19 protein-coding genes and 1 tRNA gene are annotated in these 18,796 nt (G+C 71.6%); 15 read left to right on the forward strand and 5 right to left on the reverse strand.

Annotation, left to right across the window (positions count from 1 at the left end):
* Positions 1-2: 2 nt before the first annotated feature.
* The gene (locus AB0F29_RS32580; RefSeq protein ID WP_361879759.1) at positions 3-614 is read right to left on the reverse strand and encodes a 5-formyltetrahydrofolate cyclo-ligase; all 612 of its coding nucleotides are present in this window, start codon (positions 612-614) and stop codon (positions 3-5) included.
* A gap of 93 nt (positions 615-707) precedes the next feature.
* Between AB0F29_RS32580 and galU the strand changes: the two genes are divergently transcribed.
* The 7 genes from galU to AB0F29_RS32615 all read left to right on the forward strand — a co-directional run bounded on the left by galU (position 708) and on the right by AB0F29_RS32615 (position 6,377).
* Complete coding sequence (galU, locus tag AB0F29_RS32585) at positions 708-1,610, forward strand: UTP--glucose-1-phosphate uridylyltransferase GalU (protein ID WP_018961109.1); 903 nt, start codon at positions 708-710, stop codon at positions 1,608-1,610.
* 4 nt (positions 1,611-1,614) lie between these two features.
* Positions 1,615-2,925: a gephyrin-like molybdotransferase Glp gene (gene glp / locus AB0F29_RS32590; protein ID WP_361879762.1), complete on the forward strand. Its 1,311-nt coding sequence runs from the start codon at positions 1,615-1,617 to the stop codon at positions 2,923-2,925.
* A 102-nt stretch (positions 2,926-3,027) separates the two neighbouring features.
* On the forward strand, positions 3,028-3,528 hold the full coding sequence (moaC, locus tag AB0F29_RS32595) for a cyclic pyranopterin monophosphate synthase MoaC (RefSeq protein WP_361879765.1): 501 nt from the start codon (positions 3,028-3,030) through the stop codon (positions 3,526-3,528).
* 134 nt (positions 3,529-3,662) lie between these two features.
* Positions 3,663-4,163 carry a MogA/MoaB family molybdenum cofactor biosynthesis protein gene (locus AB0F29_RS32600; protein ID WP_361879828.1) on the forward strand — a complete coding sequence of 167 codons (501 nt, stop codon included), beginning with the start codon at positions 3,663-3,665 and terminating at the stop codon, positions 4,161-4,163.
* Positions 4,164-4,180: 17 nt separating this feature from the next.
* Positions 4,181-4,825: a GNAT family protein gene (locus tag AB0F29_RS32605; RefSeq protein WP_361879768.1), complete on the forward strand. Its 645-nt coding sequence runs from the start codon at positions 4,181-4,183 to the stop codon at positions 4,823-4,825.
* Between the two features lie 162 nt (positions 4,826-4,987).
* Positions 4,988-6,205: a gephyrin-like molybdotransferase receptor GlpR gene (gene glpR / locus AB0F29_RS32610; protein WP_361879771.1), complete on the forward strand. Its 1,218-nt coding sequence runs from the start codon at positions 4,988-4,990 to the stop codon at positions 6,203-6,205.
* A 98-nt stretch (positions 6,206-6,303) separates the two neighbouring features.
* Positions 6,304-6,377 (forward strand) — tRNA-Ala (locus AB0F29_RS32615).
* Positions 6,378-6,717: 340 nt separating this feature from the next.
* Here AB0F29_RS32615 and AB0F29_RS32620 read toward each other — a convergent pair.
* Complete coding sequence (locus tag AB0F29_RS32620; protein WP_361879774.1) at positions 6,718-7,614, reverse strand: polysaccharide deacetylase family protein; 897 nt, start codon at positions 7,612-7,614, stop codon at positions 6,718-6,720.
* A gap of 496 nt (positions 7,615-8,110) precedes the next feature.
* Between AB0F29_RS32620 and AB0F29_RS32625 the strand changes: the two genes are divergently transcribed.
* Positions 8,111-9,331 (forward strand): S1 family peptidase, encoded by a 1,221-nt coding sequence (locus tag AB0F29_RS32625; protein ID WP_361879777.1) that lies wholly within the window; start codon positions 8,111-8,113, stop codon positions 9,329-9,331.
* Positions 9,332-9,387: 56 nt separating this feature from the next.
* Here AB0F29_RS32625 and AB0F29_RS32630 read toward each other — a convergent pair whose 3' ends face one another.
* Complete coding sequence (locus AB0F29_RS32630) at positions 9,388-10,476, reverse strand: helix-turn-helix transcriptional regulator (RefSeq protein WP_361879780.1); 1,089 nt, start codon at positions 10,474-10,476, stop codon at positions 9,388-9,390.
* A 139-nt stretch (positions 10,477-10,615) separates the two neighbouring features.
* On the opposite strand from AB0F29_RS32630, the gene AB0F29_RS32635 reads away from it, so the two are divergent.
* Together AB0F29_RS32635 and AB0F29_RS32640 are read left to right on the forward strand one after the other, a co-directional pair.
* Entirely contained in the window at positions 10,616-12,172 is a 1,557-nt protein-coding gene (locus AB0F29_RS32635; protein WP_361879831.1) for a sigma-70 family RNA polymerase sigma factor, read from the forward strand.
* Positions 12,173-12,217: 45 nt separating this feature from the next.
* Entirely contained in the window at positions 12,218-12,679 is a 462-nt protein-coding gene (locus tag AB0F29_RS32640) for a GNAT family N-acetyltransferase (protein ID WP_361879783.1), read from the forward strand.
* 69 nt (positions 12,680-12,748) lie between these two features.
* Here the strand turns inward: AB0F29_RS32640 and AB0F29_RS32645 are convergent, their stop codons facing one another.
* Positions 12,749-13,240 carry a GNAT family N-acetyltransferase gene (locus AB0F29_RS32645; RefSeq protein WP_361879786.1) on the reverse strand — a complete coding sequence of 164 codons (492 nt, stop codon included), beginning with the start codon at positions 13,238-13,240 and terminating at the stop codon, positions 12,749-12,751.
* Between the two features lie 50 nt (positions 13,241-13,290).
* On the opposite strand from AB0F29_RS32645, the gene AB0F29_RS32650 reads away from it, so the two are divergent.
* Complete coding sequence (locus tag AB0F29_RS32650; protein ID WP_361879789.1) at positions 13,291-14,106, forward strand: exodeoxyribonuclease III; 816 nt, start codon at positions 13,291-13,293, stop codon at positions 14,104-14,106.
* Positions 14,107-14,126: 20 nt separating this feature from the next.
* Here the strand turns inward: AB0F29_RS32650 and AB0F29_RS32655 are convergent, their stop codons facing one another.
* Positions 14,127-14,768 (reverse strand): MerR family transcriptional regulator, encoded by a 642-nt coding sequence (locus tag AB0F29_RS32655; RefSeq protein ID WP_361879834.1) that lies wholly within the window; start codon positions 14,766-14,768, stop codon positions 14,127-14,129.
* A 169-nt stretch (positions 14,769-14,937) separates the two neighbouring features.
* On the opposite strand from AB0F29_RS32655, the gene AB0F29_RS32660 reads away from it, so the two are divergent.
* The 4 genes from AB0F29_RS32660 (at position 14,938) to AB0F29_RS32675 (ending at position 18,713) form a co-directional block, all read left to right on the forward strand.
* On the forward strand, positions 14,938-16,578 hold the full coding sequence (locus AB0F29_RS32660; protein ID WP_361879792.1) for an NAD(P)/FAD-dependent oxidoreductase: 1,641 nt from the start codon (positions 14,938-14,940) through the stop codon (positions 16,576-16,578).
* On the forward strand, positions 16,575-17,528 hold the full coding sequence (locus AB0F29_RS32665) for an alpha/beta fold hydrolase (protein WP_361879795.1): 954 nt from the start codon (positions 16,575-16,577) through the stop codon (positions 17,526-17,528). Before AB0F29_RS32660 ends, AB0F29_RS32665 begins: the two co-directional genes overlap by 4 nt.
* Entirely contained in the window at positions 17,525-18,418 is an 894-nt protein-coding gene (locus tag AB0F29_RS32670) for an SDR family oxidoreductase (protein ID WP_361879798.1), read from the forward strand. Before AB0F29_RS32665 ends, AB0F29_RS32670 begins: the two co-directional genes overlap by 4 nt.
* Before the next feature lie 100 nt (positions 18,419-18,518).
* A complete protein-coding gene (locus AB0F29_RS32675; RefSeq protein WP_265601103.1) occupies positions 18,519-18,713 on the forward strand; it encodes a hypothetical protein in 195 nt (64 codons plus the stop codon).
* Positions 18,714-18,796: the final 83 nt, after the last annotated feature.

Consider the following 18,796-nt stretch of genomic DNA (forward strand, 5'->3'; position numbering starts at 1 on the left):
GTCTACAGAGGGTTCACGAAGCGCCGCGCTCCGGCCGGCGTGACCACCGCGTCCACGGGGTGGTCGTGCGGTTCCGAGGGGACCCGCGCGACCACCTCGTCGTCGTACAGGAGCACGACGAGCGAAGGGTGCGCCCCGGCGGCCGTCAGCCGGGCCAGCACCCGGTCGTAGCTGCCGCCGCCCCGCCCCAGCCGCATCCCGGCCCCGTCCACCGCCAGGCCGGGCAGCAGCACCGCCTCGGCTTCCAGGACGGCGGCCGGGCCCAGGCGCGGGCCGTCCGGCTCCAGGAGCCCCCGCCCGGCCGGGAGCAGATGCTCCGGGCCCTCGTAGGCCGCCCAGTCCAGGTCGTTGTCGGCCAGGAGGACCGGCAGCAGCACCCGGACGCCACGCCCGCGCAGCGCTTCCAGGAGGGCGCGGGTGCCGGGTTCGCGCCCCACGGAGACGTACGCGGCGACCGTACGGGCGTCGGCCAGTTCGGGCAGGCTCAGGGCCGCGCCGGCAAGAACAGCGGCCGTCCGGACGGCGTCCTCCTTCGTCAGGAGGGCCCGCGCGGCGAGCAGTTCGCGCCGCAGCGATCCCTTCGCGGACGGCTTTCCGGACTTGTCAGTGTTCAAGGGTGACTCGCACGATTCTCGTATGGGCATATTTGCGGACGAAGTTAACCGGAATATCAGCTTCCGGCCGTGTGTAACCGTTAAGGTCTGCACATGACTCAGTCGCACCCCAGGATCAGCAAGGCCGTCATCCCGGCAGCAGGTCTCGGCACCCGGTTCCTGCCCGCCACGAAGGCCACTCCCAAAGAGATGCTGCCTGTCGTCGACAAGCCGGCCATTCAGTATGTCGTCGAAGAGGCCGTGGCAGCGGGCCTCTCCGACGTGCTGATGATCACCGGCCGCAACAAGCGTCCCCTCGAGGACCACTTCGACCGCAACTACGAGCTGGAATCCGCGCTCACCCGCAAGGGCGACGCCGAACGCCTCGCCAAGGTCCAGGAGTCCAGCGACCTGGCCACCATGCACTACGTGCGACAGGGCGACCCCCGCGGCCTCGGGCACGCCGTGCTCTGCGCCGCCCCGCACGTGGGCGACCAGCCCTTCGCGGTGCTCCTCGGCGACGACCTGATCGACCCGCGCGACGCGCTGCTGGCCCGGATGGTCGAGGTCCAGGAGCGTGAGGGCGGCAGTGTCATCGCGCTGATGGAGGTCGAGCCCTCGCAGGTCCACCTCTACGGCTGCGCCGCCGCGGACGCCACCGTCGACGGCGACGTGGTCCGCGTCACCGACCTGGTCGAGAAGCCGGACCCGGCCGACGCCCCCAGCAACCTCGCCATCATCGGCCGGTACGTCCTGGACCCCGCGGTCTTCGACATACTGCGACACACCGAGCCGGGCCGCGGCGGCGAGATCCAGCTCACCGACGCGCTCCAGCTGCTCGCCGCGGACGAGAAGATCGGCGGCCCCGTGCACGGCGTCGTCTTCAAGGGCCGCCGCTATGACACCGGCGACCGCAGCGACTATCTGCGCGCCATTGTCAGACTGGCGTGCGAACGTGAAGACCTGGGGCCGGACTTCCGGACCTGGCTGCGCAAGTACGTCGCTGAGGAGATGTAACCCCGTGAGCAGCACGATCTGGTCGGTGGACGAGCACCTGGACGACATCCTCGCGACGGTGAGGCCGCTGGAGCCCATCGAGTTGCAGCTGCCGGACGCGCAGGGCTGCGTCCTCGTCAAGGACGTCGTCGTGGAGGTGGCCCTGCCGCCGTTCGACAACAGCTCCATGGACGGTTACGCGGTCCGGATCGCCGATGTCGAGGGCGCCAGCGAGGAGTTCCCCGCGGTCCTCACCGTCATCGGCGACGTCGCCGCGGGCAGTGCGGGGCTCGCCGACGACCAGGTCGTGGGACCGGGACAGGCCGCCCGCATCATGACGGGCGCGCCGCTGCCCGCCGGCGCGGAGGCCGTGGTCCCGGTGGAGTGGACCGACGGCGGTACGGGCGAGGGCCCGGCCGCCGCCATGCGCGCCCACAGCGACGCGCCCGAGGGCGCCACCGGCGAGGTCAGGGTGCACCGGCCCGTCGTGGCCGGCGCCCATGTGCGCGAGCGCGGCTGCGACGTCGAGCCGGGCGATCTGGCCCTGGCCGCGGGGTCGGTCGTCGGCCCCCCGCAGATCGGGCTGCTCGCGGCGATCGGCTGCGCCACCGTGGTCGTACGGCCCCGCCCCCGCGTCGTCGTCCTGTCCACCGGCAGCGAACTGGTCCAGCCCGGCGAGCAGCTGACCGGCGGCCAGATCTACGACTCCAACAGCTTCGCGCTGACGGCCGCCGCCCGGGACGCCGGAGCCATCGCCTACCGGGTCGGCGCGGTGACCGACGACGCCGAGACACTGCGCGCCACGATCGAGGACCAGCTGATCCGCGCGGACATCGTCGTCACCACGGGCGGTGTCAGCGTCGGCGCGTACGACGTGGTCAAGGAGGCGCTGTCCTCCGTCGGGGACGAGGACGAGCCGGGCGGCGGGGTCGAGTTCCGCAAGCTCGCCATGCAGCCCGGCAAGCCGCAGGGTTTCGGCTCGATCGGCCCGGACCACACCCCGCTGCTGGCCCTGCCGGGCAACCCGGTCTCCGCCTACGTCTCCTTCGAGTTGTTCGTCCGCCCCGCCATCCGTGCCCTGATGGGCCTCCCCGACGTGCACCGCCCGACGGCCCGCGCCCGGCTGAGCGCGGAAAAGGCGCTCACGTCACCGGACGGCCGCCGCCAGTTCCTGCGCGGGCGTCACGACGCCGAGGCGGGGACGGTCACTCCGGTCGGCGGTTCCGGTTCGCATCTGGTCGCCGCGCTCGCGCAGGCGGACGCGCTGATCGTGGTACCGGAGGACGTCACCTCGGTCGAGCCCGGCACGGAGGCGGACGTGATCCTGCTCGGCTGACCGCCGCCCGGTGGCGGTACGGTATCTGCCGCCGTGCCTTCCGGGGGACCCCCTCCGGCCCCCCGAGGTGTAACCGGCGCCCCTACCGCTAGGCGGAGTGAGTTGAGTACGCAGAACAGGCTGACGCACATCGACGAGGCGGGCGCGGCCCGCATGGTCGACGTGTCGGAGAAGGACGTGACCACCCGCGTCGCCCGCGCCGCCGGCCGGGTGCTCGTCTCGCCGCGCGTGATCGAGCTGCTGCGCGGCGAGGGAGTCCCCAAGGGCGACGCCCTCGCCACCGCCCGGATCGCCGGGATCATGGGGGCCAAGCGCACCCCGGACCTGATCCCGCTTTGCCATCCGCTGGCCGTTTCCGGCGTGAAGGTCGATCTGAGCGTGGCCGACGACGCGGTGGAGATCACGGCCACCGTGAAGACGACGGACCGCACGGGCGTCGAGATGGAGGCCCTCACCGCGGTCTCCGTGGCGGCTCTCACGGTGATCGACATGATCAAGGCCGTCGACAAGAGCGCGGTCATCACCGACGTACGGGTCGAGGCGAAGTCGGGCGGCAAGTCCGGCGACTACCGGCGCACCGCGCCGCAGGGACCGGACGCGTGATGCCGCCCGCGCCCGAAGCCTCCGGCCACGAGCAGCGGACGGCCGGGACGGGAGCCTCCGGCCACGAGCGGCGGACGATCGCGCAGGGTGCCCCCGGCCACGAGCGGCGGACGGCCGAGCCCGCCGGCGTCGAGCTGCCCTCCCCGCTCACCGCTCTCGTCGTCACCGCCTCCAACCGGGCATCCGCCGGGGTGTACGCGGACCGGGGCGGCCCGCTGATCGCCGAAGCGCTGACGAGCCTCGGCTTCATGGTCGACGGCCCGCAGGTCGTTCCCGACGGCGATCCGGTCGAGGCGGCCCTGCGCGCGGGCGTCGCCGCCGGGTACGACGTGATCGTCACCACCGGCGGTACGGGCATCTCGCCCACCGACGCCACGCCCGAGGCCACCCGTCGCGTCCTCGACCACGAGATCCCCGGCATTCCGGAGGCGATCCGGGCCGAGGGACTGGCCAAGGTCCCGACCGCCGCCCTCTCCCGGGGCCTCGCGGGTGTGGCCTCCCGCACCCTGATCGTCAACCTCCCCGGCTCCACCGGAGGGGTGAAGGACGGGCTGGCGGTCCTCGGCCGGCTCCTGGTGCACGCCGTCGATCAGCTCCGCGGCGGCGACCATCCCCGACCGGGGAGCCCGAGCTGAACATCGCGACCTGGCCGGTGACACTGACCGACGGCGAGATCGTTTTGCGCCCGATAAGGATGCGCGACCAGCGGATGTGGCGCGAGGTCAACCGGCGTAACCGTGACTGGCTGCGCCCCTGGGAGGCGACGGTCCCGCCGCCCGCCCCCGGCGGTCCGATGGCGCAGCGCCCCACGTACCGGCAGATGGTCCGCCACCTGCGCGCCGAGGCCAACGCGGGGCGGATGCTGCCGTTCGCCATCGAGTACGAGGGCCGGCTGGTCGGCCAGCTCACGGTCGCGGGGATCACCTGGGGCTCGATGTGTTCCGGGCACGTCGGTTACTGGGTCGATCAGAGCGTCGCCGGGCGCGGGGTCATGCCGACGGCCGTGGCCCTCGCTGTGGACCACTGCTTCCGCGCCGTGGGCCTGCACCGCATCGAGGTCTGCATTCGCCCGGAGAACGGTCCCAGCCGCCGGGTGGTGGAGAAACTCGGATTCCGTTCGGAGGGCGTGCGCCCGCGCTATCTCCACATCGACGGCGCCTGGCGTGACCATCTGATCTTCGCCCTCACCGCCGAGGAAGTGCCCGAGGGGATGCTCCGGCGCTGGCGCCGGTCGCGCCCGGTGACGCCGAGCGGCCCGGACCGACCGCCGAGGGGCCCGGACCGACCCGCGAAATGAAATAGGTGTTCGAATATGATCGCCCGATGACCGCATTGGGTCGGGCTATCGGCGGCTGTTGATCCGAACAATCACAAAAAAAGTCCGGGATATCGGCCGGATCGTGCGACACACCGGGCCAATTGGCGGATCCTTCCGCGCAAACCCCTCTACGGTGTGAGCGTGAGCAGCAGCGGCCTCATCTACGCAGTCATCGTCGGGGCCTGGGCCGCCTACTTGGTACCGATGTGGCTCCGCAGGCAGGACGAGCTCAACGAAGCCCGTCCGACGGAACGCTTCAGCACCGCCATCCGGCTGCTGTCCGGACGGGCGGCGATGGAGCGCCGGTATGCCAAGGAGCTGCGGGAGCGCACCGCCGAGGAGGCGACGCCCGACGTCGACCCGGACCGGGAAACGGACCGTATGGAATCCGTGGACGTCCGGGCCTTTGCCGCGCCTCCGGCGCACACGGAAGCCAGGCTGACCGACCCGGCGCACGCTCCCGAGCGCGCCCCGGGCGACCAGACCTCCGACCGCCCGGCGCACGACCGACGGGCGGCGCATCAGCCATCGGGCCGTCCGGCGCACGAGCGCCGGTTCGACGAGCGCCCCACGGACCGCGTACCCCTCGCCCGGCGACGCCCCCGCTCCGGCGCGGCCGACGCCGAGCGGGCCCGGCGCGCCCAGCGCTCCCAGGTCCTGGCCCGGCGCAGGCGGACCACCGTCGTCCTCTTCCTGGCCTTCACCCTCGGGGCGGTCGTCGCGGCGGTCGGCGGCCTCGGCTTCCTGTGGGCGCCCGCCGTGCCCGCCGTGCTGCTGAGCACGTACATCGTGCATCTGCGCGCCCAGGAGCGCCGACGGTTCGCCTTCACCATGGACCGCCGCCGGGCCGAGGTCGCGGCACAGCGGCTGCGCGAGAACCGCCCCCGCAGGCACCAGCCCACGGCGCCCGCCCCCGCCGAGCCCGACGACGACTCCGAGGCCCACCACCGGGAGCCCGAGCCGAAGCCGAAGCCCACGGTCTCCCCCCAGGAGGCCGGCCGCCGCGCACTCGTCGAGCAGACGGATCACGCGGAGTGGGTGGACCAGCAGCGCGAGCGCGGTCGCGTCCAGGGCGACAGCTGGGAGCCGGTTCCCGTACCGCTGCCCACCTACGTCACCGCGCCCGTCGCCCCCCGGGCCACGGGAGGCGTGGAGGTCAACGACCCGGAGACCTGGAGCGCGGCCCGCTCCAGCACCGTCGAGCCCACCCAGACGGGCACGTCGCACCCGACGACCCCCGCGGTCGACCCGGCCCCGCGGCAGCGCACGAACCCGTCCCGCCGCAGCCGCGACCGGGGCCGGACGCCGCTCTTCGACCAGTACGACGACGAGGACCGGCCGCGTGCGGCCAACGAGTGAGGCGGCGGGTGTAGCTCGGAAATCCCGACACCGCTGACCAGCGGAGGAACGGATTTCCAAGCACCCCTGTGGGGGTGCTAGAGTTTCACACGTCGCAAGGGCCTGTGGCGCAGTCTGGTAGCGCACCTCGTTCGCATCGAGGGGGTCTGGGGTTCAAATCCCCACAGGTCCACAAGACAAGCCGTTCACGGTTCATCCCGGAGCGGTTCAGGAGATCCCGGTCAGACGGTCACCGTCTGACCGGGATCTCCTCGTTTTGGCTCCTCCTCGTGTGAAGGTCGGCCTGGAAGCGCGGCCTGGAGGCGCGGCGGCCGGGTCGGAATGGACCGGAGCGGCCGGGGGTGGGGATGTCGGCGTGCCTCGTCACCGCGGGCGTGGAGGCGACAGGCTTCAACTGTCCGCTGCCACAATTTTCGTACGTCAACGGTGAGGTCCGGGACGTTTACTGGGACGCCGTCAAGAACGCCGTGCCCAGGATCGAATGGGGCCTCAAGCGCGGCGGGCCCGATCGGTCATCGTGGGCTCATGGTCTGGGACCAGACTCGCTGAATAGTTCGGTAGTCGATCACGGTTATGTCCTCCTGCTGGAGAACCTCCCGGGCCTGCGGCGAGGTCAGGAACTCGTAGTCCGTCCGACGCACGGTCCAGCCATCGTCGACGGCCTGCGACTCCTTGTCGCCCAGACCGGGATGCACCGCCCATTCATTGAGCCCGGCAGGCAGGTCACGCAGCATCTGAGCGTATCGGGCCGCCTTGCCTTCCATGTCGAGGGAGAAGCTGTCCAGGAAGTCATTGTCGGTGACCGGCAGACCGCGTTTCCGCATCGCTTGGCGCCCGGGTTCGAGCCAGACCCGGACCGCGAGGCCGTACTCCGCTGCCAGCACCACGGTCAGGTCGAGGATGTCGTCGCGACCGCCATCGGCCAGGCAATGGAAGTCCAGATGGGTCGGCGTGAGTCCAGCGTCGGCGACGGCATCGACCTGGGCGCGGAACTCGAGTTCGATCTCATCGAGCCGAGCCTGGCCGAGCAAGGCCGCCCGGCCGGCCGGTGTCGGCGAGAACAACGCGCCCCCAGGGTCCAGCAGTGAGGAAACGCGTTCTCTGGCGCTCAGCGGCCCCCACGCGATGTCGGGCATCTCGCATACCAGAGTGAGGTGAATCCCGAACGGGATCTGAGGCCGTCGGCTGAGCAGTTTCATGGCCTGCGGTGCCCCGGGGCACGGGACCATCAGGCTGCACGAACTGGCGATGCCCTCTTCGACCGACTCGACCACTGCGGCGTTGATCGCTGGATACATCCCGAAGTCATCGCAGTTGAGGATCAGCAATCGAGCATCAGACGGGTACCCCAGCAACTCACTCGACTGCTTTGAAGACACGACGGTCGCGGGAACACTCACTTCATCCATGCCCGCAGTGTGAGACCTGGACCGGACCTCCGCACGGCAATTTGCCGCCGCGGAGCGACAGCGCCGTCATTTCTCGTCACCATCTACCCGAACGAAGTCAGGACGTCGCCCATCCGGTCGCCGAGACCTGCACGTCGCCCGCATCAGTACGGCTTGTCAGCCGGTGTCCACGGTGGAGTGCTCCTCATGGGGAAGGCAACTCCGCCGCTGATCACTGGTTTTCGGGAGTCGCGGGTGCGACGGCACTTTCCCGGGGCAAAGGTCTGCACCTGGGCTTTCCGTTGATCTCTCTACAGTTCTCGGCCAGTTCTGTAGAAAAGAGCCCCATCTCCGCTTCTTGTCGCGGCAGTTCCGGCTGGGCCAGAGTTCGGGGCGCGGCGACAGGAACATGTCATCGCCGCCGGGCAGTGTCCATGGAACACATCGTGCTTCCCCAGGCGCGGTGTGGCCACCCCCCCATTGTCTGGACGCTCGCCTGCGTAGCGGAAGGAATCGCGTGAAGCACAGCCGGAAGAAGAACGCGCGCAGATACGTCGTCGCCGCCTCGATCGGCGCTCTCCTGTCGGCGGGAGTCGCCACAGGGGCCTACGCCGGGGCGCCGGCGGAGCCCTCGGCTCCCTCGGCTCCGGCGTACCAGCCGGAGATGGTGAAGGCGCTCGCCACCACCCTGGGAGTCAGCGAGAAGGCCGCCGTGCGGCGGCTGGACCGCGAGGCCGACCAGCAGGGCCGGTTCGCGGAGCTGCGGAAGGACCGGGTCGACACGCTCGGGGCCTTCTTCGCCGAGGACGGTTCGCTGATCGTCAACGCCGCCGACGCCGAAACGGCGAAGGACGTGCGGGCCGCGGGGCTCAAGGCCCGTGTCCCCGAGCGCGGCGGGAGCGAGCTCGACCGGATCAAGGCACAGCTCGACGCCAAGGCGCTCAAGAGCGCCCCGGCCGGGGTGTCCGCGTGGTCCGTCGACCTCGCTTCGGACACCGTGACCGTCGAGGTCAACGGCGACTCCGACGCCGCGACCCGCAGCTTCCTCAAGGCGGCGAAGAGCAACGGCGACGCCGTACGCGTCGTGAAGGGCCAGGAGAAACTGGAGACCCAGGCCGTCGTCCCGCCCGGCAGCCGGATGACCTTCAACGGCTACCTGTGCTCCGTCGGTTACGGCGCCAAGGACCGCAGTGGCAGGCAGGTGCTCGTGACCGCCGGGCACTGCATCGAGGACCTGCCGGCCCTGGCCTACAACGGCACCCGGTTCGCCAAGGGCACCCACACCCGGTTCGCGCTGGGCACCCGCAGCGTGGACATGGGCATCGCGACCGTCGACGCCGGCCACTCGATCGGCCTCGACGTCACCACGTACGGCCGGGCCGGCACCGTCCCGGTCAAGGGCAGCAAGCGCGCCCCCTCGGGTGCGGCGCTCTGCAAGTCAGGTCAGACCACCCAGTGGACCTGCGGCCGGGTCGGCTCGTACAACGTCAGCGTCACCTACACCGACCAGAACGGCGGCCCGGACACCGTCGTGACCGGCCTGGCGAGCTCCAGCGTCTGCACCCAGGGAGGGGACAGCGGAGGTGCGTACATCTCCGGTGACCAGGCCCAGGGCATGACGTCCGGCGGTCCCAGCAACCAGCGCTGCAACGGTCAGGTCAACTCGCCCGGTTCCTCCTACTTCCAGCCGCTCGACGACGCCCTCGCGTACTACGGGCTGACCCTCAACACCAAGTAGCCGCACCACAGATCAGACCGGCCAAGGCCACCCCCCAGACGCGGGAGGCCGTCCACTCATCCTGGGCGGTCTCCCGTTCCACTGGTTCCCGTCCCGTAGTCCCACGCCACCCCGTGGACGCCGGGCTTGCACCGGGAGGTGAGGACATGGACGTCGTGCGATTCGCTCAGCGGGATGCGCCTCCGTGCGCGGGGCGGGGCGCCGACCTTCTCCCGGACGTAGCGGTGGCAGTCCGACGGCAGGGCACCGGGGTGGAAGAAGACCTGCTGGAGGTATTCGTGGAGATTCGTCCGCGACCAGCGCTCGTAGTGGGTGGCAGGAGTCTCGGACGGGCTCACCTCGACCGCGTAACTCACCACCGTGGTGTCCAGTTTGGCCAGCTCCCGGCCGAAGTGGATCTCCAGCACCAGGGATTTGAGCCCCTTCAGATACGTGGCCTCGGCGAGGCGTCCGCAGCTGACCCTGATGTCGACCGGCTCGGCCGCCTCGTCGTCGAAGCTGAGCACGAAGATCGCCCGGTCGGCCCCCGCCCGGCTGGCCCGCAGCACGTTCGTGGTGGATATCGCGCTCAGGGTGCCGCTCTCTCCCATCCTCACGATGTCGTGGACCATCAGCGAGCTGGTCTCCTGGTTGAAGTGGCGGAAGCGCGCGCCGAGCGCCTTCTCGACCACCGAGTCCTCCCCGAGGATCTGGAGCGCCGCCCCCTCCGCGCCGGGCGGGGTGATCCGGCCGCGCGGGCGGCGCGGTCCGAGCAGCGAGCGCAGGGCTCCGGCGGGCAGTTCCAGGATCTCCTCCAGCACCTCCACCGCGCGCAGGGACCGGGCCCGTTCGGGCTGGCTTCGGCCGCGCTGCCAGCTGCTGAGGGTGGCCTGGCTGATGGTGATGCCGCGCACCCTGAGCCGTTCGCTCACCCGCTCCAGGGACAGCCCGCGGCGGTTCAGCGCCTCCCGCAGCGCCCCGGGGAAGGTGTCGGCGCCGGTCGCCGCCGCGTGCAGGGCCGAGGTGGTGATGGCCTCGCCCGTCCGCGCCGCGGTGGCGTGCGCCTCGGTGTCCTGTGCTTCGGTGGTGTCCGGACCGGTGGAGTCGCTCGCTCCGCCGGCCGTGGCCTCCGGCAGCGTGACGTCGGTGTCCGTATTGCTCGACATGTTCCTCCCGTTCCCGGCACTCTCTCGGCGGGACGGCCTACGGGCCCCCGCATACTGGTTGACCACCGGGCAGCGGACGGATAACAAAACCCTCAGGGGTGACCTGTCCCACATCCCCGTGGCGAACCGAACGAAGGGCGTGAACGGCGTGGACGGCACCGCTCTGGTCATCGCGGCGAGGAACGGCGACCGGGCCGCCGGGGAACGGCTGGCCGCCCAGTACCTCCCGCTGGTCTACAACGTCGTCGGGCGCGCCCTCAACGGCCATCCGGACGTGGACGACGTGGTGCAGGAGACCATGCTCCGGGCGCTGTCCGGGCTGCCCTCGCTGCGCGATCCGGCCCGCTTCCGCTCCTGGCTCGTCGCCATCGCCATGAACCAGGTCCGCACCCGCTGGTCCGGCCTCGGCCACCGCCCGGCCCCGCTGGAGGCGACCGATGAGCCGGCCGACCCCGCCGCCGACTTCGTCGACCTGACGATCCTGCGCCTCGAACTCTCCGGCCAGCGGCGCGAGACGGCCGAGGCCACCCGCTGGCTGGACGGATCCGAGCGCGACGTGCTGTCCCTGTGGTGGCTGGAGACGACCGGCGACCTCACCCGGTCCGAACTCGCCGAGGCGCTCGGGCTTGCCCCGCAGCACGCCGCCGTACGCGTCCAGCGGGTGAAGAACCAGCTCGACGTAGGCCGCGCGGTCGTCCGGGCCCTGGCGGCCGACCCCCGCTGCCCGGCCCTGGAGGACCTGCTGGGCGACTGGGACGGTACGCCGACGCCGCTGTGGCGCAAGCGGATCGCCCGCCATGTACGCGGCTGCGCCGCCTGCTCCGACGGCAGTGCGGGGCTGGTTCCGCCGGAGGGACTGCTCTCCGGGCTCGCCCTGGTGGTGCCGCTCTACGACAGCGGGCAGCAGGCGGCGGTGGCGTTCGCCTCATCGGCGGCCCCGGCCGCCGCGTCCGCCTCGGCCGCTTCCGGCCCCGCCGCGTCCGCGTCCGCACCGCTCGCGTCCGCCCCCTCCGCCTCCGGCGCGTTCTCGGCCGGGAAGGCGGTGGGGCTCATAGCCGGGGCGGCCGCCGTGACCGCCCTCGCCGTGCTGATCTGGCCCTCCGCCCCCGCCCCGCCCGCATCACGCGGCGGGGGTGTCACATACAGCCCCTCGCCCTCGCCCTCGCCCCCGCCGCCCGCCGCCGCCCCCGCCGAGCCGCTGCCGGCGCCCTCCACGGCCTCGCCCTCGCCGACGTCGAGCCGTACCGCCGCCTCCCGGCCGCGCCCTGTCGCCCCGTCGCCCGCCGCCCCGCCCGAGGCCGCCGAGCCGCGCCCCCGCCCGGAAGCGGGCGTGGTCACCCGGGTCAACACCCTGCGCGCCGCGAACGGCTGCCCGGAGCTGGAGACCGACCCCCGGCTGACCGAGGTGGCCCAGCGGCACTCCGAGGACATGGCCGCGCACGACTACTTCGACCACACGGACTCCTCGGGCCGGGGCGCGGGCGACCGGGTCGACGCCACGGGTTACGACTGGTCCGCCGTCGGGGAGACCATCGCGACCGGCATGAGCGATCCGGCGGCGGTCGTCGAGGAGTGGCGCAACAGCCCGGGCCGCGACGGTGACATCTTCAACTGCGATTTCGTCCATGTGGGCGTGGGCATCGCCGACTCCCCGCGCGGCCCCTACTGGACCCAGGTGCTGGCCACCCCGCGCTGAGCGGCCCCGGCCGATTGTCAGTGGCGGGTGCCAGACTCGGTCGGCATGGAGAACAGCGTGCTGCTCAGGGATGTGGAACCAGCGGACCTGGAGGTCTTCCTCGCGAACGAGCACGACCCGGAGGCGGTGCGGAGATCGCGCTTCCCGCCGCGCGAGCGGGAGGCGTTCATGGCGCACTGGACGTCGAAGGTGCTGGGGGACCCCGCCAACCTCGTGCGGACGGTCGTCGTGGACGGCGAAACGGCCGGGAACATCGTGGCCTGGTGGGACGGCGAGCGGCGCTACATCGGCTATTGGTTCGGCCGCCCGTACTGGGGCCGGGGCATCGGCACCCGGGCGTTGACCGCGTTCCTGGAGCGGGAGACGGCCCGCCCGCTGTACGCGGACCCCGCCGCCGGGAACACCGGCTCGATACGGCTGCTGGAGAAGTGCGGGTTCACGGCGACCGGCACGGTGCGGTACGGGGAGGACGAGCACGTGGTCCTGGTGCTGGGCGGGGGCGCCTGAGCGACCGCCGCGCCGGGCGGGCCGACTCCCCGGCGGACCGGTCGGCTTCCTGGCGCCCGGGCAGCCGGGTCAGGCTCCGGGCCGCTGGAGCGGCTTCGCCATGCAGATGCTGCTCTCGTACTCCCGGTAGTGGCCGAACTTCTCGCAGACCGTGTAGCCGCTCGACGCGTACAGCGCGATGGCCTCGGGCTGCTGGTCGCCGGTCTCCAGGACCATCCGGATCCGGCCGGCGGCGCGTGCGTCCTCCTCCAGGGCGGCCAGCATCCGCCGGGCCAGGCCCCTGCCGCGCCCCTCGGGTATCACGAACATCCGCTTGATCTCGGCGTCGCCGTCCCAGTAGCCCTCGGCGTTGCGATCCTGTGTCCGCCAGCCGCCGGTCGCCACCGGGCGGTCCAGCTCGTCGTAGGCGAGCAGGTACAGGCCGCGCGGCGGAAGGAACATCGAGGGGTCGAGCGCTGTGAGATCGCCCCCATCGCCGTAGCGCTCGTCGTATTCGAGCTGCACCTGGTCGTTGAGTTTGACGGCGTCGGGGTGGTCGAAAGACCGGGTCTGAATAATCATGCTATATATCGTACATCTATGCTTAGGGGTGGAGTGAGTACTGTTTCGGGATGCTCACCGTTACCAGCGTAAATGTAAATGGGCTTCGCGCCGCCGCCAAGAAGGGATTCGTCGAGTGGCTGGCGGGGACCGATGCCGATGTGGTCTGCCTCCAGGAAGTGCGGGCCGAGCTCGCCCAGCTGCCCGAAGGCGTGGGCGCTCCCGAGGGGTGGCACACCGTCCACGCGCCCGCCGCCGCGAAGGGGCGCGCCGGCGTCTCGCTCTACTCGCGGCAGGCCCCCGAGCGGGTCCAGATCGGCTTCGGCGGCTTCGGGGCCCCCGGGGCGGAGGAGTTCGACGCGAGCGGCCGGTATGCGGAGATCGACCTCCCCGGTGTCACCGTCGCGAGCCTGTATCTGCCCTCCGGCGAGGTCGGCACCGAGCGCCAGGACGAGAAGGAGCGCTTCATGGCCGCCTTCCTGCCCTACCTCCAGGGACTGAAAGTGCGGGCCGCGGCGGACGGCCGAGAGGTCGTGGTCTGCGGCGACTGGAACATCGCCCACCAGGAGGCGGACCTGAAGAACTGGAAGGCCAACCGCAAGAGCTCCGGCTTCCTCCCCGAGGAGCGCGCGTGGCTGACCCGGGTCCTGGAGGAGGCGGCTTACGTGGATGTCGTGCGGGCGCTGCATCCGGAGGTCGAGGGGCCGTACAGCTGGTGGTCGTACCGGGGGCGGGCCTTCGACAACGACAGCGGCTGGCGCATCGACTACCAGATGGCGACCCCGGGGCTGGCCGGGCGCGCGGTGAAGGCCTGGGTGGAGCGGGCGGCCACGCACGGCGAGCGCTGGAGCGACCACGCGCCGGTGACGGTCGTCTACGAGCGGTAGCGTCGGGGCGCCTGCGGGTGTTACGCCTTCGGGGGCTGCGTGCCGTCCTCGCGGCGCAGCCTCCGGTCAAGGGCCATCGAAAGCTCGGCGTCCACCACCGCGCGGGCCAGGGGCCGGAGTTGGGCCGGTTCGGCCTCCTTGGTATGGGCATGCAGTACGCGTACGAAGATCTCCGCGAGCGCGTCCGCGTGCTCGCGGACGCGGCGGCCCGAGGAGAGCACCGTGGACAGCGGCACCCCTTCCCGTACGAGCTCGGCCGACACCTCCAGGAGGCGGCGGCTGATGTGCACGATCTCGTCCCCGTCCGTGGCGAGATAGCCCAGGTCCAGTGCGGTGGCGAGGTTCTCCGGTGTGACCTCGCCCTCGAAGTAGTCCGCGAGCTGCTCCGGGGTGAGGCGGACCGGGGTCTCCTCGGTCGGCTCGCCCAGGCCCAGCACCTCGGCGACATCGCGGCCGCTCTCGAAGGTGGCCGCCAGATCGGCGATGCCGTTCAGGGTGTGGCCGCGCTCCAGCAGGCCCGTGATGGTCCGCAGCCGGGCCAGGTGGTGGTCGTCGTACCAGGCGATGCGGCCCTCGCGGCGGGGCGGCGGAATCAGCCCGCGCTCCCGGTAGAAGCGCAGGGTCCGCACGGTGATGCCGGCCTCTTCGGCCAGCTCCTCCATGCGGTATTCGCGGTGCTCGCGTCTTTCGGCCACAGGGGCACCCTATGTTGTACCGCCGGTAACTTTCCTCGGTCCGCCCCCTACCCATCAGTACGGGTCCTGCTCTACCCTCCGAACAATGCCAGTGATTGCTGGCAGAGTCGTGTGGCGTACCGCGGGAGGCGGCAGCATGGCCCAGCAGGAACACGTACGTGTGGCGGTGATCGGAACCGGATTCGGGGGCCTGGGGGCCGCCGTACGGCTGCGCCGCGAAGGCATCACCGATTTCGTCGTCCTGGAGCGGGCCGACTCGGTGGGAGGCACCTGGCGCGACAACAGTTATCCCGGCTGCGCCTGCGACGTACCGTCCCACCTCTACTCCTTCTCGTTCGCCCCCAACCCCGACTGGCCGCGCACCTTCTCCGGGCAGGAGCACATCCGTGCCTACCTGGAGCGCGTCGCCGACACCTTCGGGCTCCGCCCGCACATCAGGCTGAACCACGAGGTGAAGCTGATGACCTGGGACAAGGAGAACCTGTACTGGGTGATCGAGTCCGCCGACGGGGCCGTGCTCCACGCGGATGTCGTCGTCTCCGCCACCGGGCCGCTCTCCGACCCCAAGACGCCTGACATACCCGGGCTCGACTCCTTCCCCGGCAAGGTCTTCCACTCCGCGCGCTGGGACCACGACTACGACCTGGCAGGCAAGCGCGTCGCGATGGTCGGTACGGGCGCGTCCGCGATCCAGATCGTCCCGGCGATCCAGCCGAGGACCGCGAAGCTCACGCTCTTCCAGCGCACCCCGCCCTGGGTCATGCCGCGCATGGACCGCACGATCAGCAAGGCCGAGCGGGCGCTGCACCGGGCCGTTCCGGTCACCGGCACGGCGCGCCGCGGACTGCTGTGGGGCATAAGGGAGTTGCAGGTCAGCGCCTTCACCAAGCACCCCGACCAGCTGGGCCTGGTGGAGAAGATAGCCAAGTCCAACATGGCGCGGGCGATCAAGGACCCGGCCCTGCGGGCCAAGCTGACCCCCGACTACCGCATCGGCTGCAAGAGGATCCTGCTCTCCAGCACCTACTATCCGGCCCTCGCCCAGCCCAATGTGGACGTCGTCGCCTCCGGGCTCGGCGAGATACGCGGCTCCACGGTGGTCGCCGCCGACGGGAGCGAGGCGGAGGTCGACGCGATCATCTTCGGCACCGGCTTCCATGTGACCGACATGCCGATCGCGGAGCGGGTCGTCGGCGAGGAGGGCATCACGCTCGCCGAGTCCTGGAAGGACGGGATGAACTCGCTGCGCGGCGCGACCGCCGCCGGGTTCCCCAACTGGATGACGATCATCGGACCCAACACCGGGCTCGGCAACTCCTCCATGATCCTGATGATCGAGTCCCAGCTGAACTACATGGCCGACTACCTGCGGCAGTTGAACGTGCTGGGCGGACGCGCCGCGCTCGGCGCCCGTTCCGCCGCCGTCACCGCGTGGAACGACCGGGTCCAGCAACGGATGAAGCGCACGGTGTGGAACACCGGCGGCTGCACCAGCTGGTACCTGGACGAGGCGGGCCGCAACACCACCGTCTGGCCCGGCACCACGGGTGAGTTCCGGCGGCAGACGCGTTCGGTGGACCTCGCGGAGTACGACGTCGTCCGGGTCGGCGCGGCGCCCGGGGCGGGGCGGGCCGCCGGGAGCGGACGCGTACCGGAGCAGCCGGGACGCACCGACCGCGAGACCGTGACCGCCGCCTCCGATATGGCTTCCGACGTCAGCTCCGATGCCGGCTCCGGCTCCGGTGCCGGTGCCGTCGCCGAGGAGGCCGCACGGTGAGCCGCCTCCTGCACCGCGACACCGTACCGCCGGTCCCCGCGGCCGAGCTGACCGCCCGCTCCGCCGACGGGACCCGGATCCACGTCGAACTGCATGGCCCCGAGGACGCCCCGGCGGTGGTCCTGGCCCACGGCTGGACCTGCAACACCCGTTTCTGGGACGCCCAGATACGCGACCTGGCCGCCGACCACCGGGTCATCGCCTACGACCAGCGCGGCCACGGGCTCACCCCCGAACCCGGCCCGGGCGGCTACAGCACGGACGCGCTGGCCGACGATCTCGAAGCGGTCCTCGCCGCGACGCTCGCCCCGGGCCGCAGGGCGGTGCTCGCCGGGCACTCCATGGGCGGGATGACGGTGATGGCCGCCGCCGCGCGCCCCGGACTCCGCGAGCACGCCGCCGCCGTGCTGCTCTGTTCCACCGGCAGTACGCGGCTGGCCGCCGAGGCCCGCGTCCTGCCGCTGCGCGCGGGTGCGCTGCGGACCCGGCTCACCACCGCCGTACTGGGCGCGAAAGCACCGCTCGGGCCGGTCAACCCGGTCTCCAGGAAGGTCCTCAAGTACGCGACGATGGGGGCTGGTTCGGCTCCGGACCGGGTCGACGCCTGCGCCCGCATCGTGCACGCCTGCCCGCGCCGCGCGCGCGTGGGGTGGGGCCGGGTGCTCGGCGAGCTGGACCTCGCGGCGGGCGTGCGCGAGCTGCGGGTGCCGACCGCGGTGATCGCCGGCACGGACGACCGGCTGACCCCGCCGGTCCACGCCCGGTCCCTCGCGGCAGCGCTGCCGGTCGGGCTCGGGCTGACCGAGCTGGCGGGCATGGGACACATGACGCCGGTGGAGGCCCCGGAGGCCGTCACGGCGAAGATCAGGGAGCTGGTCACCCGGTACGTCGCCACGGGGGCGGCCGCCGAGCGGAAAGCCGCCACGGCGGAGAGGGAGGATGTCGCATGAGCGGCAAGCGGAGTCTTGAGGGCCAGGTCGTCGTCGTCACGGGTGCGGCCCGGGGGGTGGGTGAGCTGCTGGCCCGCAAGCTGTCGGCACGCGGGGCGACGTTGGCGCTCGTCGGCCTGGAGCGGGACGAGCTGAAGAAGGTCTCCGAGCGGCTGCACGGCGAGAGCGACCACTGGTTCGCCGATGTCACCGACCACGAGGCGATGACCCAGGTGGCGCGCGAGGTGAAGGAGCGCTTCGGCAAGGTCGACGTCGTCGTCGCCAACGCGGGCGTAGCCTCGGGCGGCCCGTTCGCCGACTCGGACCCGGACGCCTGGCGGCGGGTCATCGAGGTGAACCTCATCGGCGGCGCGGTCACCGGGCGGGCCTTCCTGCCGGTGCTGATGGAGAGCCGCGGCTACTTCCTCCAGATAGCGTCGCTGGCCGCGATCACCCCGGCCCCGATGATGACCGCGTACTGCGCGTCCAAGTCGGGCGTCGAGGCCTTCGCGCACAGCCTGCGCGCCGAGGTCGGCTACAAGGGCGTCAAGGTCGGCGTCGGCTACCTCTCCTGGACCGACACCGACATGGTGCGGGGGGCGGACCGGGACGACGTGATGCGCGAGCTGCGCCGGCGGCTGCCGCGGCCGATGAACCGTACGTACCCGCTCGGCCCGGCCGTCGACCGGATCGTGGACGGGATCGCGCGGCGCTCCCCGCATGTGTACGCCCAGTGGTGGCTGCGCGGGATGCAGTCGGTCCGCGGTTACCTGCCGTCCGTCATCGCGATCGGCGGGCAGCGCGAGATGCGGCGGTTCGAGCCGCGGCTCCACACCGTGTCGAAGGGGCTGGTGGGGGCCGGGGGAGCGGCGGACCAGGACGCGCGTGCGGAGCGTGCTGACCGTATGTAGCGGTACGAAATGCGAGGGATGTCGGGCCGTGCAACGCTGGGCGAGGCCCCGCAGGGGGCCGTCCCCCACGTACCCCACGCATCCCACAGGAGTGAACAGCATGGGTATTTCCGACCAGTTCAAGGACAAGGCGCAGGAGCTCGCCGACCAGGCCAAGCAGAAGGCGGGTCAGGGCAAGGACGAGGCCAAGGACCGGGCCTCCCAGGGCCGTGACCAGGAGTCGGACTCCTCCTCGGGCATGAAGGACCGTGCCCAGGACGCGAAGGACCAGGCGCGCGAGCGTTTTGACCGTTGACGGTCATTGAGGTGTGACGCGTGCGTGCTGCGGTTCGCGCGTGCGTGCGCGTCGCTCCAGGAGGCGCATCCGGGTGACCGGGT

The sequence above is a fragment of the Streptomyces sp. NPDC026589 genome, assembly GCF_040638385.1.
GTDB lineage: Bacteria > Actinomycetota > Actinomycetes > Streptomycetales > Streptomycetaceae > Streptomyces.

Coding starts and splice junctions, on each gene's coding strand:
- AB0F29_RS32670 (WP_361879798.1), top strand. CDS start 17,525: ATGAGCGGCAAGCGGAGTCTTGAGGGCCAGGTCGTCGTCGTCACGGGT.
- AB0F29_RS32630 (WP_361879780.1), bottom strand. CDS start 10,476: ATGTCGAGCAATACGGACACCGACGTCACGCTGCCGGAGGCCACGGCC.
- AB0F29_RS32650 (WP_361879789.1), top strand. CDS start 13,291: ATGCTCACCGTTACCAGCGTAAATGTAAATGGGCTTCGCGCCGCCGCC.
- AB0F29_RS32640 (WP_361879783.1), top strand. CDS start 12,218: ATGGAGAACAGCGTGCTGCTCAGGGATGTGGAACCAGCGGACCTGGAG.
- AB0F29_RS32645 (WP_361879786.1), bottom strand. CDS start 13,240: ATGATTATTCAGACCCGGTCTTTCGACCACCCCGACGCCGTCAAACTC.
- AB0F29_RS32655 (WP_361879834.1), bottom strand. CDS start 14,768: ATGGAGGAGCTGGCCGAAGAGGCCGGCATCACCGTGCGGACCCTGCGC.
- galU (WP_018961109.1), top strand. CDS start 708: ATGACTCAGTCGCACCCCAGGATCAGCAAGGCCGTCATCCCGGCAGCA.
- AB0F29_RS32620 (WP_361879774.1), bottom strand. CDS start 7,614: ATGGATGAAGTGAGTGTTCCCGCGACCGTCGTGTCTTCAAAGCAGTCG.
- AB0F29_RS32675 (WP_265601103.1), top strand. CDS start 18,519: ATGGGTATTTCCGACCAGTTCAAGGACAAGGCGCAGGAGCTCGCCGAC.
- AB0F29_RS32660 (WP_361879792.1), top strand. CDS start 14,938: ATGGCCCAGCAGGAACACGTACGTGTGGCGGTGATCGGAACCGGATTC.